The 14,332-nt window shown below is 60.5% G+C and carries 13 protein-coding genes and 1 tRNA gene; 8 read left to right on the forward strand and 6 right to left on the reverse strand.

Annotated features, from left to right (window positions below; genetic code table 11):
• Positions 1-88: 88 nt before the first annotated feature.
• Positions 89-1,321 (reverse strand): TRAP transporter substrate-binding protein, encoded by a 1,233-nt coding sequence (locus tag BUB78_RS02405; RefSeq protein ID WP_073194710.1) that lies wholly within the window; start codon positions 1,319-1,321, stop codon positions 89-91.
• Between the two features lie 110 nt (positions 1,322-1,431).
• On the opposite strand from BUB78_RS02405, the gene BUB78_RS02410 reads away from it, so the two are divergent.
• Positions 1,432-3,048, forward strand: coding sequence for a GMC family oxidoreductase (locus BUB78_RS02410; protein ID WP_073194712.1), 1,617 nt, complete (start codon positions 1,432-1,434; stop codon positions 3,046-3,048).
• A 101-nt stretch (positions 3,049-3,149) separates the two neighbouring features.
• Here the strand turns inward: BUB78_RS02410 and BUB78_RS02415 are convergent.
• A tRNA-Leu gene (locus BUB78_RS02415) sits at positions 3,150-3,235 on the reverse strand.
• A gap of 100 nt (positions 3,236-3,335) precedes the next feature.
• Positions 3,336-4,661, reverse strand: a complete 1,326-nt coding sequence (locus BUB78_RS02420; RefSeq protein ID WP_073194715.1) for a peptidoglycan-binding domain-containing protein — start codon at positions 4,659-4,661, stop codon at positions 3,336-3,338.
• A gap of 107 nt (positions 4,662-4,768) precedes the next feature.
• Here BUB78_RS02420 and lipB point away from each other — a divergent pair, with 107 nt between their 5' ends.
• From lipB to folP, 5 genes are all read left to right on the forward strand, one after another.
• Positions 4,769-5,425 carry a lipoyl(octanoyl) transferase LipB gene (gene lipB / locus BUB78_RS02425; protein ID WP_425442126.1) on the forward strand — a complete coding sequence of 219 codons (657 nt, stop codon included), beginning with the start codon at positions 4,769-4,771 and terminating at the stop codon, positions 5,423-5,425.
• Between the two features lie 103 nt (positions 5,426-5,528).
• Positions 5,529-5,918, forward strand: a complete 390-nt coding sequence (locus BUB78_RS02430) for a c-type cytochrome (RefSeq protein WP_073194719.1) — start codon at positions 5,529-5,531, stop codon at positions 5,916-5,918.
• 388 nt (positions 5,919-6,306) lie between these two features.
• The gene (gene ctaD, locus BUB78_RS02435) at positions 6,307-7,980 is read left to right on the forward strand and encodes a cytochrome c oxidase subunit I (RefSeq protein ID WP_073194721.1); all 1,674 of its coding nucleotides are present in this window, start codon (positions 6,307-6,309) and stop codon (positions 7,978-7,980) included.
• A 207-nt stretch (positions 7,981-8,187) separates the two neighbouring features.
• Positions 8,188-9,117 carry a dihydroneopterin aldolase gene (locus BUB78_RS02440; RefSeq protein ID WP_073195199.1) on the forward strand — a complete coding sequence of 310 codons (930 nt, stop codon included), beginning with the start codon at positions 8,188-8,190 and terminating at the stop codon, positions 9,115-9,117.
• A 2-nt stretch (positions 9,118-9,119) separates the two neighbouring features.
• Positions 9,120-10,145, forward strand: coding sequence for a dihydropteroate synthase (gene folP / locus BUB78_RS02445; RefSeq protein WP_073194723.1), 1,026 nt, complete (start codon positions 9,120-9,122; stop codon positions 10,143-10,145).
• Here the strand turns inward: folP and BUB78_RS02450 are convergent.
• A complete protein-coding gene (locus BUB78_RS02450) occupies positions 10,128-11,039 on the reverse strand; it encodes a DMT family transporter (protein ID WP_073194725.1) in 912 nt (303 codons plus the stop codon). The two genes, folP and BUB78_RS02450, sit on opposite strands and share 18 nt — an antisense overlap.
• Positions 11,040-11,153: 114 nt before the next feature.
• A complete protein-coding gene (ilvC, locus tag BUB78_RS02455; protein ID WP_073194727.1) occupies positions 11,154-12,176 on the reverse strand; it encodes a ketol-acid reductoisomerase in 1,023 nt (340 codons plus the stop codon).
• A 128-nt stretch (positions 12,177-12,304) separates the two neighbouring features.
• Here ilvC and BUB78_RS02460 point away from each other — a divergent pair, with 128 nt between their 5' ends.
• Together BUB78_RS02460 and BUB78_RS02465 are read left to right on the forward strand one after the other, a co-directional pair.
• Positions 12,305-12,760 carry an Lrp/AsnC family transcriptional regulator gene (locus BUB78_RS02460; RefSeq protein WP_073194728.1) on the forward strand — a complete coding sequence of 152 codons (456 nt, stop codon included), beginning with the start codon at positions 12,305-12,307 and terminating at the stop codon, positions 12,758-12,760.
• On the forward strand, positions 12,757-13,215 hold the full coding sequence (locus tag BUB78_RS02465; RefSeq protein ID WP_073194730.1) for an Lrp/AsnC family transcriptional regulator: 459 nt from the start codon (positions 12,757-12,759) through the stop codon (positions 13,213-13,215). The genes BUB78_RS02460 and BUB78_RS02465 overlap by 4 nt, the downstream gene beginning before the upstream one ends.
• Here the strand turns inward: BUB78_RS02465 and BUB78_RS02470 are convergent.
• The gene (locus BUB78_RS02470) at positions 13,212-14,321 is read right to left on the reverse strand and encodes a Hint domain-containing protein (RefSeq protein WP_073194732.1); all 1,110 of its coding nucleotides are present in this window, start codon (positions 14,319-14,321) and stop codon (positions 13,212-13,214) included. The two genes, BUB78_RS02465 and BUB78_RS02470, sit on opposite strands and share 4 nt — an antisense overlap.
• Between the last annotated feature and the right edge of the window lie 11 nt (positions 14,322-14,332).

The raw sequence follows: 14,332 nt of genomic DNA on the forward strand, positions 1-14,332 counted from the left end.
GTTCCTTTTGGCTGTGGTGCTTATGGCCGTGCATCTGGGCCGGCGCGGGTCTCCCGCACCAGCCCTTGTTGACAGTATCGGGCGTGGCTTAGCCTTTCCACCACCGGCGCGGCTCGACATTCTCGGGCAGCATGTCGGCGGGCACTTCGCGCGCGACGTCATAGATTTCCTGATAGGTATCAAGACCACCCGACCATTTGTTGAGGCGATCGCGCCATTCGGTCCAGAGCTGGGGCTGGAACTCGGGGCTACACATTTCCTCGGCCATCTTGATCTGATCGTCGGCGAGGAAGGCGTTGCGCACGTTGTTCTGCGCAAAGATCGTGCCGGGCAGTTGCGGATCGCTAAAGCCGACGGTTTTGACAAGCGCCGCCTCGTTGGCCGCCTGCACGTGAACCTGTGCCCAATAGGCCGATTCCATCACCGCGTCCTGAAGATAGCCCTCAAGCCCGTCGAACACCGAAGCGTTCATCGAGGTATGCTCGGTGCCGCAGAAGAACTTGAGATCGACGCACTGGCTGACCACCGGGGACATGTTGGCATAGGCCACGGCCGAGGCCCATGTTTCGGCGCCATCAATCAGGCCCTGCTTGAGACCATCAAGGGTTTCTTCCCAGGCCACCGGCACCGGGTTGAGGTTCAGCGCCTGCATCGCGATGCGGCCAAGCTGTGTGCCGGTGACGCGGTTCTTGGTGCCAAACAGCTCTTCAAGCTTGGTGACGGTCGGCTTGTTTTCCCAGCTCAGGCCGAGCTGAATACCGCGCAATTCGCAGTGGCTGAAGAGGAATTTCAGCCCGTGACGCTTTTCAAGCGGGTCACGCAGGACTTCCTGGCTCTTGGGGTGATACATGAAATGATACTGCGACGCGCGGCCGGGGAACATGAAGGCGTAATCGAGCACGTTGAGATAGGGCGCGCCACCGGCCGAGTTCTGGGTCGAGGCCGCGTAGATGTCGACAATGCCCTGCTGGGTTTTCTCAACGCAGGAGAGCTGGCCGCAAATCTGGTTGTCGCCGATAAATTCGATGCGGATTTCGCCGTCTGTACGCGATTCAAGGTCGCGCGCGAATTCAAGGGCGCCTGCCCGCTCGATAAGAAGGTTACGGGCATTAAAGCCGGCCGCGCCGAATTTCAGTGTATGCTTGGCGGGCTTGGAAAAGCGCCGCTCATAGGTCGATTCGGCGGCTGTTGCCAGATTGGCAAGGCTCATCGCGCCACCAAAGCTGCCGGCGGCAAGCAAGGTCGAGCTCATGCCGTAACGCCCCGCGAGACGGAACAGGTCCCGCCGCGAAATCTGGCCCATTTTATGATTGATTCCCATTGTCATTCCTCCCTGAATTCCATTTTTGAGACTCTCAGTATCAAAAAAGGCTAGTATAGTTCTGGCAATCTGCATAGACTTTTTTTCAACAACCTGCAGGAGGGCGCGTTTTGCAAGCGGATTATATCGTCGTCGGGGCCGGATCGTCGGGCTGTGTCATTGCCAACCGGCTGAGCGCCGACCCCAAGGTGCGGGTCATTCTGGTCGAGGCTGGCGGGCGTGATCTCAATCCGTGGATCCACATCCCGGTCGGGTATTTCAAGACCATGCACGACCCGAAACTTGACTGGTGCTACAAGACCGAGGCCGATACCGGCCTGAACGGGCGCCGCCTTGACTGGCCGCGCGGCAAGGTGCTTGGCGGCTCGTCCTCTCTGAACGGCTTGCTTTACGTGCGAGGACAGCCGCAGGATTACGACCGCTGGCAGCAGATGGGCAATCGCGGCTGGGGCTGGGATGATGTTCTGCCGCTGTTCAAACGCTCCGAAGATCAGGAGCGCGGCGCGGATGAGTTTCACGGCACCGGCGGCAACCTGTCGGTGTCGAACATGCGAATCAGCCGCCCGATCTGTGATGCCTGGGTCAAGGCGGCAGAGGCGGCCGGCTATCCGTTCAACCCCGATTACAACGGTGCGAGCCAAGAGGGTGTCGGCTATTTTCAGCTCACCACCCGCAAGGGGTTTCGCTGTTCCTCGGCGGTGGCGTTTCTGAATCCGGCGCGTGAGCGCAAGAACCTTACGATTCTGACCCATGCGCAGGTCAGGACGCTCACCTTTGAGGGCAACCGCGTGACCGGGCTTGTCTACCGCGACCGCGCCGGCAGCGAGCATACGCTCAGCGCGGCGCGCGAGGTGATTCTATCGGCCGGCGCGATCAACTCGCCGCAAATCCTGATGGTGTCGGGGCTTGGGCCTGCGGATCACCTTGCCGATCATGGCATAGAGGTGCGCCGCGATCTTCCCGGTGTCGGCCAGAACCTCCAGGATCATCTACAGGCGCGCCTTGTATTCAAATGCAACCAGGCAACCCTGAATGACGAGGTGCGCAGCCTGGTCAACAAGGCGCGGATCGCGCTGAAATACGCGGTGTCGCGCTCGGGGCCGATGGCGATGGCGGCAAGCCTTGCGACCGGGTTCATGCGCACCGGCGATCATGTGGACACGCCCGACATCCAGTTCCACGTTCAGCCCTGGTCCGCCGACAGCCCCGGCGAGGGCGTGCATCCGTTTTCGGCGTTTACCATGTCGGTCTGTCAGCTGCGCCCCGAAAGCCGTGGCCAGATCCGGCTTGCCTCGGCTGATCCTGTGACCTACCCCAAGATCCACCCCAACTACCTTGCGACCGACACCGATTGTCGCACCGTGGTCGAGGGCATCAAGATCGCCCGCCGGATCGCCAGACATGCGCCGCTCAACGCGATGATCTCATCCGAGTTCCGCCCCGACGCGAGCCTTGATATCGACGATGACGCAGGCACGCTTGACTGGGCGCGCAACTTCTCGACGACGATCTATCACCCGACCGGCACCTGCAAGATGGGTCAGGGCCCGGACGCGGTGGTCGACGAGCGCCTGCGCGTGCACGGCATCACCGGATTGCGGGTGGCCGATTGCTCGATCATGCCGGAAATCGTGTCGGGCAATACCAACGCCCCCGCGATCATGATCGGTGAAAAGCTCTCGCAGATGGTGCTTGAGGATCATCAGCATCACGCAGTGACCGCCTAAGGAGCGGTTAACGAAATTCCGCTGCTTCAGGGGTTTAGGTGCTGTGATTGCCCTGAGGCCTACCCGCCCGGATCTCGCCATACGCGAGAGGCCGACTGAAATGGTGCGGTCGGAGAGACTCGAACTCTCACGGGTGTTACCCCACAGCGACCTCAACGCTGCGCGTCTACCATTCCGCCACGACCGCACGTGATCAGGTAGTTTCGCGCCGTATAAGCAAACTGTCCGGGCTTGTGAAGGGGCAAAACACATTGCCCCTCCGGTTTTTTATGCCAGAGGTATTTGCCTCATTCCAAGGTAAAGGTCGGTAGCGTCGAAGCCGGTTGGACCGCCTGTGAACCGCCCGTGTTATTTGCCCCGTCAGAGGGGAACGCCGCCTTGCGAATAAGGGCCGTCCGCCCTGCATCTCCGGGGGCAAATGCCGACTCTGCACCACGCTCCAAGGCCTCTACCGATCCCTGATACCATGCCAGTGCCAGATCAGGGCGCCGCGTCGTGCCAAAGCCCTCATTCAGATGATGGCCCATCAATTCCGCGTAAACCTCTTCGCCGAGCGCCGTCAGCAACAGTGCCGAGCCGAGCGCCACATTCATGTTGTCGATGCGGTATCCCACTGACAGACAAATCTTGGCCGTTCCCGAAAGTTGAGCCGGTGATTGGCCGGATTGCAAAACGAATCCGCGCACGTCACGCACCACCTCGTCCTTGGGGCTGAGCGACAGGGCCGCCACGTGATCGCGCATCGCCGGACCAAAGGCGCGGCATTGCTCCTCCAGTTGCGCAGGCGACACGCCTTTAAGGCTCGCTGCCATGGTCTCACCTTCGGCAATCGCATACGTCCGGGCGAGACAGAACTGTTCATTCAGCGCAAAACGCGCATCGGTCAGAGAGGCCGCAGTCACAAATCCGCCGTTCGAATTGGTCAGCAAACTGATTTGATTGCAATGCGAGGCCAGTGATGGACCATCCCCGCCCGACGCCATCAGATTGGGCAACGCCGCCAGCCCGAGATCGGGCTGTGGCACCTGTGCCTCTTGCGGAATCGCGGCCATTACAGGGGCTTGCGCCGCTGGAACAGGCGCCGGAGCCGCCGCATAGGTCTGCGGCACGCCGACCGCCTCGTCACGATAGGCATGCAAAAGCCCGCGTGTGCCCTGACCGCGTTGCGCAATTAGCTGCGTGGTGGCGGCGCCACTGCTTTGAGCGCGGTAATAAGAACTGATCAGAAACTGTCGCTCGTAATCGGCCAGATAACCGGTGACCGGATAGCCCATATGCGCCTGAAATTGCGAAACGGCGTTGCGCGTGTTGCGCCCACGCACGCCATCCGGCGTGCCCGCCGGAAAGCCGAAGTAATTGAGTGATGTCTGTTCTTCACGCACTTGCTGGCGCGCCACCGAATTGACCGGGGCCCGATAGGTTTGGCGCGGTGTACTTCTGGTCGCGCGGTTACGCTCACGCGCCTTCGCGCTCTCGTTCACGATGACCCCGCTCACGGCACCGCCAACAAGACCGCCCACAAGACCATCGGCGAAATCCGCAGCGGCGCGCGTTCCGGGCATCGCAACCATGCTGGCCGCCACCGCGCTCATTACAAATCGCTTTGTAAACATTTCTCATTTCCTTTAGTCAGACTCAGTAAAACCGCCTTCGATCATAGCACAGCTTTCCCTCAGGCCCTGAGCAGAGTCTCGCCTTGCCCCTTAAGAACCCCATCGCAATTGATAAAAACGGCGTTGAATGGCACCGCTCCGAGGGGTTTGTGCCCTATCTGACGGCGGTTGCCGCGATGGAGGCGCGCGCCGAGCGAATCGCAGCGGGCGAGGCCCCAGAGGCGATCTGGCTGCTGGAACACCCACCTCTTTACACCGCCGGCACCTCGGCCAAACCCGCCGATCTGACCGACCCGGACCGCTTTCCGGTCTATCCGTCCAAGCGTGGCGGGCAATATACCTATCACGGCCCCGGCCAGCGTGTGGTTTACGTGATGCTCGATGTGGGCAAGCGCGGGCGCGATGTGCGCCGCTTTGTGCAAGACCTCGAGGAATGGGTGATCGCGACGCTTGGTGAATTCAACGTGACCGGCGAAATCCGCGAGGGCCGGGTCGGCGTCTGGGTCGCGCGGGATGACAAGCCGCTGACCGTCACCGGACAGCGCGCCGAAGACAAGATCGCCGCCATCGGCATCCGCCTGCGCAAGTGGATCAGCTTTCACGGCATCTCGATCAACGTCGAACCCGACCTTGATCATTTCACCGGCATCGTGCCCTGCGGCATCACCGAACATGGCGTCACAAGCCTTGTCGATCTCGGCCTGCCGGTGGGGATGGACGATCTGGATGTCGCCTTGCAGCGCTGCTTTGTTAAGACCTTTTGACGGGGCGGCGCGCCGCCTAATGCAAACTTGACGGTTGCAAGACCGTGTTGTCGGGCTATGGTTGTTCTGAGAGGGACAGACCAAACCGCTAAAGAGGTATCTTATGAAGACAATTCTTGCAGCTTCCGCCACGCTTATCGCGCTGAGCCTTCCCGCACTGGCCGAGGGCGACGTCGATAAAGGTGAAAAAGACTTCAAAAAATGCAAGGCCTGCCACATGATCGCATCCGACAGCGAAACGATCGTGAAGGGCGGCAAGACCGGCCCGAATCTTTACGGTGTGATTGGCCGCACGATAGGCTCCGCCGAGGACTTCAAGTATTCTGACGGTCTGGCCGCCAAGGGCGAAGAAGGGCTTGTCTGGGATGAGGACGAGCTTGCCGCGTTCATCACCGACCCCAGCGGTTACCTTGGAAGCCGTTCAAAAATGTCCTTCAAGCTTCGCAAGGGCGCCGAAGATGTGGCGGCCTATCTGGCGACCTTCTCGGAATAAGTTGCTCTACGACAAGGGCTATGAAGTGCTGCGCAAACCTGCTTTACGCAGCACTTTTGCATTCTGACGATCAGCAAAGCTGACTATGGAACTGCAGCCCGGCGGGCTGTGTCACTGCCGGCCGAGTCGCGAGTTCAAAGGCAATCTTTTCGATTTTAACCGGCGATTCACCTGACGGCGCCCATAATCGACATTTGCCAGACCACCTCTGCCCCCTTTGCAGTGGCCTGTGGCGTCAATCCGCAAGGGGGTGCGACAAAATTCTTTGATGTGGATCAAATTCGCGCATTGCCGCGCCCGGGCATCCGCTCTAAAACCAATAAGGATCACAGGCGTGTGAGACTGGCTCTCACCTCGCGCCCAGCAACACACCAGCAGGAGGCAAACAATGGCAGATGCAGCCATTCACGGCCACGAGCACGAAGATCAGCGCGGGTTTTTCACCCGTTGGTTCATGTCCACGAACCACAAGGATATCGGTATCCTTTACCTGATCGTTTCGGCAATCGTCGGCCTGATTTCGGTTCTTTTCACCGTTTACATGCGGATGGAACTTATGGAGCCGGGCGTTCAATACATGTGCCTTGAAGGCGCACGTTTCATCGCTCAGGCCACGGCAGATTGTACGCCCAACGGTCACCTCTGGAACGTCATGATCACCTATCATGGTGTTTTGATGATGTTCTTCGTTGTTATTCCTGCGCTTTTCGGGGGCTTCGGCAACTATTTCATGCCGCTGCAAATCGGCGCGCCGGATATGGCTTTCCCGCGGATGAACAACCTGTCGTTCTGGCTTTATGTTGCGGGCACCTCGCTTGGTGTGGCCTCGCTTCTGGCGCCGGGCGGCAACGGTCAGCTTGGCTCGGGCGTGGGCTGGGTTCTGTACCCGCCGCTGTCGACTACTGAGGCAGGCATGTCGATGGACCTGGCGATTTTTGCCGTGCACGTGTCGGGCGCAAGCTCGATTCTGGGCGCGATCAACATGATCACCACCTTCCTGAACATGCGCGCACCGGGCATGACCCTGTTCAAGGTGCCGCTGTTTGCATGGTCGATCTTCGTCACAGCCTGGCTGATCCTGCTGTCGCTGCCGGTTCTGGCGGGCGCGATCACCATGCTTCTGACCGACCGTAACTTTGGCACCACCTTCTTTGACCCCGCAGGCGGTGGCGACCCGATCCTCTATCAGCACATCCTGTGGTTCTTCGGTCACCCCGAGGTTTATATCATCATCCTTCCGGGCTTTGGTATTATCAGCCACGTGATCGCAACCTTCTCGCGCAAGCCGATCTTTGGCTATCTGCCGATGGTCTGGGCCCTGATCGCGATCGGTGTTCTCGGCTTCGTCGTCTGGGCGCACCACATGTATACTGTCGGCATGTCGCTGACCCAGCAGTCTTACTTCATGCTGGCGACGATGGTGATCGCGGTGCCAACAGGCGTGAAGGTGTTCAGCTGGATCGCGACCATGTGGGGCGGCTCGATCGAGTTCAAGACGCCGATGCTCTGGGCGTTCGGGTTCCTGTTCCTGTTCACCGTTGGCGGCGTGACCGGCATTGTCCTTAGCCAGGCGGCTGTGGACCGGGCCTATCACGACACCTATTACGTGATCGCGCACTTCCACTATGTGATGAGCCTTGGCGCCGTCTTCGCCATCTTTGCCGGGATTTACTTCTACTTCGGCAAGATGACTGGCCGGATGATCCCCGAGTGGGCGGGCAAATTGCACTTCTGGGCGATGTTCGTCGGTGCGAACCTGACGTTCTTCCCGCAGCACTTCCTTGGTCGTCAGGGCATGCCGCGCCGCTATATCGACTATCCCGAGGCCTTTGCCTTCTGGAACTACTGGTCGTCGGTCGGTGCGTTCATCTCCTTCGCCAGCTTCGTGTTCTTCTTTGGCCTCGTGATCTACACGCTGATGCGTGGCGCCAAGATCACCGAGAACAACTATTGGAACGAATACGCCGATACGCTGGAATGGACCCTGCCCTCGCCGCCGCCCGAACATACCTTCGAGCAGCTTCCCAAGCGCGAAGACTGGGACAAGGCCCCGGCCCACTAGGCCCCGGCAGATATGCACAGACACAGGCCCCGGAGACATCCGGGGCCTGTTTTCGTTGCGGGAGGATGAGCGTGGGTTTCACCCACCCTACCCATGCCCCTGCCGCAGTCGCCTGCCTATTCGTCGCATTCCCCCATTCACCCCAAGGCGCGCACATGTTATGCCGCCGCCATGGGCACAGACCGCCCGAAGACCCCGGAGCGCCCTATGAGCCATGAAATCCGCCTCGCCTTTGAACACCCGTCCGAGCGCGCCCATGCGACCGCGCCCGACGGCCCGCTTGACCGCATCTCTGTGCGCGATCACACGGTCGAAGTCGAGATCGGCGCGTTTCAGGCCGAACGCGGCACCACCCAACGCATCTCGTTCAGCGTCGTCGTCGAGGTCCGCCCGATCACCGATGCGCTTGAGGATGATGTCGACCGCATCCTGAGCTATGACAAGGTGACCGAGGCCATCGCCGCAGAGCTGGCCGCAGAGCGCCTTAACCTGCTCGAAACCCTGGCCGAGCGGATCGCCGAGCGGATCCTGTTCGAGCCACAGGCCGTCCGCACCTTTGTGCGCATCGAAAAGCTTGACCGCGGCCCCGGTGCCCTCGGCGTTGAAATCGTGCGCTCGGTGGATGACCTCAAGACCAAACCTGCCAGCCCGCATGCCGACACCACGCCGCATCCGCATGTGGTGTTTTTGAGCAACCCGGCGATCCGCTCGCCAAATCTTCCGGCCTGGCTTGATCAGCTCAATGCACGCGCCGAGCCGGTGATCCTCTGTGTCGGTCGCGCCGACCTTGATGCGCCACAGACCGGCCACCGCATGACCCAGCGTCGGGTCGACCTCCTGGCGATGGAACAAAACGCCTGGGTGCTGGGCGGGCGCGATGACCGCTGTGTCGTGGTCGCCACCCGGACCGAGCTTGACTGGGCCATGAAGAACGGCCAGATCAGCGTCTGGGCGCCCTCGAAAATCGTGCTTGATGCGGTCGACGGGCCGGGCGTTGCCACCGATGATCCGGTCGCCCTTGCGGCCTGGTTCGCGGGCCATATCGAGGCCTCTGATCTTTTGATCATCGGCGAGGCCGCGCCGGTATCCTGCCCTGTGACTGTCCACCTTCAGGATATCGCGCAATCGGGGCTTTGAGCATGACTTCCCCCTACGTCCGCCCCATAGCGCGCACCGATCACGCCCGCCCCTCCGGCGCATTGCGCCTTGCCGGGGGGTGGTGCTGGTTTGACACGGTCGAGGTTTTGCACCGGGATGCACCGTCTTATCTGATGCCCGCAGCCGACCTGCCCGAAGACGCGCTAGAGCGCCTGACCGCGCCCCGCGCACCGCTTGCCGGGATCGGCTTTGACGCGCCGCGGATCATGGGCATCCTCAATGTCACCCCGGACAGTTTCTCTGACGGCGGTCGGCATTTTGACCCTGCCATCGCCATCGCCCATGCCCGTGCCATGGCCGATCAGGGCGCGGCGATGCTCGACGTGGGCGGTGAATCAACCCGTCCCGGCGCCGCGCCGGTCGAGATCGAGGATGAGATCGCGCGCACCGCGCCGGTGATTGCCGCGATCCGCTCAGAGATCGCCACGCCAATCTCGATCGACACCCGCAAGGCCCCGGTCGCGCGCGCGGCCCATGGCGCGGGCGCCGACCTGATCAATGATGTGGCGGGGCTTACCTTTGACCCCGATCTCGCGCCCTACGCCGCGCGCAGCGGCCTGCCCGTCTGTATCATGCACGCGCAGGGCACACCCGAAACCATGCAGCGCGACCCGCACTATGACAATGTGGTGCTCGACGTCTATGACTGGCTTGCCGCGCGGATCGACGCGCTTGAAAGCCTCGGCATTGCACGCGCCATGATCATGACCGATCCCGGCATCGGCTTTGGCAAGACGCAGGCGCATAACCTTGCGCTTTTGCAGAACCTGTCGCTGTTTCACGGGCTTGGCTGTCCGATCCTTCTTGGGGCCTCGCGCAAGCGGTTTATCGGCGATCTAAGCCAGACCCCGGTTGCCGCCGACCGCGTGCCGGGGTCTTTGGCGGTGGCGATCTGTGGCGTGGCGCAGGGCGTGCAGATGCTGCGCGTGCATGACGTGACCGAAACCCGCGCCGCTTTGCAACTCTGGCAGGCGGCCACCTATGGCGCTTTAACCGCGCCCGAATAACCGCCTGAGCGCGCCATATTGGCTAAGCGCGACCCCGCAGAGGATCAGCGACAGCGCCAGCAAAAGGCTTGTCGGCAGCGGCTCTGACAGGATCAGCGCCCCAAGAACCACCGACCAGACCGGTACCTGGTAATTCACCAGCGACATGAACACCGGCCCCGCCGAGCGGATCACCAGAACCCGCAGAAGGCTTGCCCCCGCCGTGGGCACCATGCCGAGAAAGATCAGGATATAAAGGGTGTTGCGATCGGTTGCGGGCGGCGCGCCCTCAACCCAAAAGGCCGCCGCGATCACGATCACCGCCCCGATCAGCAAGGTCACCGCATTCAACCCGATCGGATCGACCTTGGGCAGGCCGCGCATCTGAACCGAACTTAGCGCATAGCACGCCGCCGCCCCGAGACAGGCCAGACGGCCAAGCGGCTCCATTGTGTTGCCCGTGGTTTCAAAGGCCTGCCCGCCGATCAGCAGGACGACGCCGACAAAGCCGATCACAAAGCCGACGCTCTTGCGCAGGTTAAGACGCTCGCCCGGCACCATGAAATGCGCCAGCGGCAAAACCATAAGCGCCACCGCCGCCATCGACACCCCGGCAAAGCCGGAGGTCACCGATTGCAGCCCCCAGCTTAGCAGCATGAAGGGCACCGCGCTGCTCAGCGCGCCAATCACCAGAAGGTTGAAAATATTGTCGTTTCCAAGCGGTTCCTCGAACAACCTGAAGCCGCGCAAACCCCAGATTGCAATCATCAACACGGTTGCAAACGTAATGCGCGCCGCCGCGAGCCAGAACGGCGTGATGCCCTCAAGCGCGAGTGACATCACAAGGAACGTTCCGCCCCAGACGAACCCGAGTGTGCCCACCATGGCCCAGCTTTTTCCGGTGATCTCAGGCATTTGCACGACCTTCCTTGGGGCTGAAACGAAAAGACCCCGGCGATGGGCCGGGGTCAATCCAATTCACGTCACGACAGGTCGACCCTGCGTAGGGTGGGTGAAACCCACGCCCGCTTAGTTCTTTTCCTGATCTACCAGTTTGCCGGCCGAAATCCACGGCATCATGCCGCGCAGCTTGGCGCCGGTGGCTTCGATCTGGTGCTCGTCATTGATACGACGGGTCGCCTTGAACGACGGCTGGCCGACAACGTTTTCAAGCATGAAGTCACGCACGAATTTGCCATTTTGAATGTCGGTCAGAACCGCCTTCATCTTCGCCTTGGTCTCGTCATAAGGCAGGATGCGTGGGCCGCTGACGTATTCGCCATATTCCGCAGTGTTCGAGATCGAGTAGTTCATGTTGGCGATGCCGCCTTCATAGATCAGGTCGACGATCAGCTTCACTTCATGCAGGCACTCGAAATAGGCCATTTCCGGGGCATAACCGGCCTCGACAAGGGTCTCAAAGCCCATGCGGATCAGCTCTACGAGGCCACCACAGAGAACCGCCTGTTCGCCGAACAGGTCGGTTTCGCATTCCTCGCGGAAGTTGGTCTCGATGATACCCGAGCGGCCGCCACCGATCGCCGAGCAATAGCTCAGGCCGATTTCAAGCGCTTTGCCGGAGGCGTCCTTGTCGACGGCAACAAGGCAGGGCACGCCGCCGCCTTTGGCATATTCGCCGCGCACGGTGTGGCCGGGGCCCTTGGGCGCCATCATGATGACGTCGACGCCTTCTTTCGGCTCGATCAGGCCGAAATGCACGTTCAGGCCGTGGGCGAATGCAATCGCTGCGCCGGGCTTGATGTTCTCATGGACGTATTTCTTGTAGGTCTCGGCCTGAAGTTCGTCGGGCATGGTGAACATGATCACGTCACACCAGGCCGCTGCTTCGGCGATGCCCATAACGGTCAGGCCTTCGCCTTCGGCCTTCTTGGCGCTCTTCGAGCCTTCGCGCAGGGCGACGACAAGGTTTTTCGCGCCCGAATCCCGCAGGTTCAGCGCATGGGCGTGACCCTGGCTACCATAGCCGAGAATGGCGACTTTCTTGTCTTTGATCAGGTTGATATCGCAGTCACGATCATAATAGACGCGCATGGCGTTCTCCTTTTGGGTTGGTCTGGGCGCAGCATAGACGCCGGGCCCCAAAATTTCGGACAAAAGTCATTACTTTCCCGTTATTTTCGTGGTATTCATTCGCATTATATCAATTTTGGTAAAATTTCATGCTTGATGACACGGATCGTCGCATTCTGCGCCACTATCAACACGACCCCAAGCTTGGCCCTGCTGACCTGGCAGAGCTGGCCGGGGTCACGCCGGCCACCTGCGCGCGCCGTCTGGACAAGATGCAGGCCTCTGGCGTGATCCGCGCCAATCGCGCGGTGATCGACTGGCGCGCGCTTGGCTACGAGGTTGAGGTGTCGTTGCGCATAACGCTTGATAAAACCCAACCGCGCGCCTTTGATGAATTCATGCAAGACGCGAGGAAAGTGCCGGATGTGGTTGAAATTCAAACCTTTCTTGGCCGTGTCGACCTGCGGCTTTCGGTGATTGCGCGCGACATGGCGCATTATCAACAGATCTATCGCAGTGCGATCCTGACCCTGCCCCATATCGCCGATATCGAGGCGCTCATGCATGTGGCGCGGATCAAATCGGATGAGGCCCTGCCGCTATGATCGAGCTTGATACCACCGACCGCCTTATCCTGCGCGCCCTCACGCAAGACGCCACGATCAGCGCCAGTGCCCTCGGTCGCACGCTTGGCCTGTCGCAACCCGCCGCATGGCGGCGCATCCGGCGGCTTTACGACAGCGGGGTGATCAAGGGCCAGCGGCTGGATCTCGATCACGAAAAGCTGGGCTTTGGCGTGACCGTCTTTCTTGGGGTCAAACTTGCCACAAAGGGCCGGGTCAGCCTTGAGGATTTCGAGCGCGCGGTTTCGGCCATCCCCGAGGTGCAGACGGTCGAGCATATCCTCGGGCTTTATGATTACCGCCTGCGGGTGGTGGCCCGTGATATCTCAGATTTTGAGCGGGTTTTGCGCCGCAGAATCATGATGTTGCCGGGCGTCGGTGATGTCGAAGCGAACGTTCTTTTAAGCGAAGAACGCCGCCCCGGCCCGATCGGTTAGGCCATAAGCCGCAGCGCCTCTGCCTCGAACCGCTTGAGCGTGTAGCGCGACATGTCATAGTCGCAGTCCTGCGCGCCCAGATCAGGAAACAGCGCAATGATTTCATCGCGCTCAACCGGGGTCACCGCCTTGAGCGATTGCTGTCCGGGATAGAGGCTCTCGACCGGCGAGCCCTCGGCAAAGACGATCTGATGGCTGTCACAGAGGAAATGCCAGTAAGACACCGTTTCGCTGGGTACGATACGGATCGTGCTGTCGTTGACCAGATGTTTCGCCGCGACCAGAACCTGAGACTCACCGAACAAAAGCTCTGCCTTGGCACCGGTGACCAAAATCCGGTGGTTCTGTGACACCCAAAGGTCGCGCAGATTACCGATCGCCCCGCGCCGGATAAGGATCGGGGCATTGGCGCCCAGGCCCGAGACCGTCGTGCCCCCGATCCAGCGGATCGGCTGTGGCCCGTCATCAAGCGTATTCACCAAATCACCGCTGCGCAGGGTCTCGACCGCCTGCGGCCCTGTGGCCGTCTCGATCAGAGTGCCCGCCGCGAAACAGACGATAACGTTTTCGGTCAGAATGTTGAGATCACTTGAAAAGCTGCCGTCTGCGGCTTCGTCAGGCGTAATAACGCCATCGCCATTCAGGTCGATATCTTCGTTGGTCGGCACCCGAAACGGACCGCTCGCGGCGCCCAATGCCCCCAGAACATCAACACCGGACACCAAAGCCAGTTGATCAAGGCTTGGCGCATCCGGGTCTGTCGAGGTCAGGGATGAGGCGTCAAACTCAAGATAGCGGTCGCCCATTGTGTTGCGGCCCACGTCGATATTGGCTCCGCCTCCCGGCGGCGCTGTATATTCATATTTTGAAATATCATTGAAATAATCAGAGGCCGTATCATAGACGGTCACCCCGACAATCACAGAATCCCCGGTCAAAACACCATCCGCGGTTGCACCTTCGACGTGAAAGACAATGATGTCATCCCCGTCAAACACGGCCGTGCCGTCATGGATCATCAACTCGCCGCCATTGCTGGCGTTCGTGTTGGTCTGTGGGTCGCCAATGATGCTGAAACCGTTCAACAACAGCGTTGTATCGGCCATATCTACCCTTA

The sequence above is a fragment of the Roseovarius marisflavi genome (genome assembly GCF_900142625.1).
In the GTDB taxonomy this organism is placed as follows: domain Bacteria; phylum Pseudomonadota; class Alphaproteobacteria; order Rhodobacterales; family Rhodobacteraceae; genus Roseovarius; species Roseovarius marisflavi.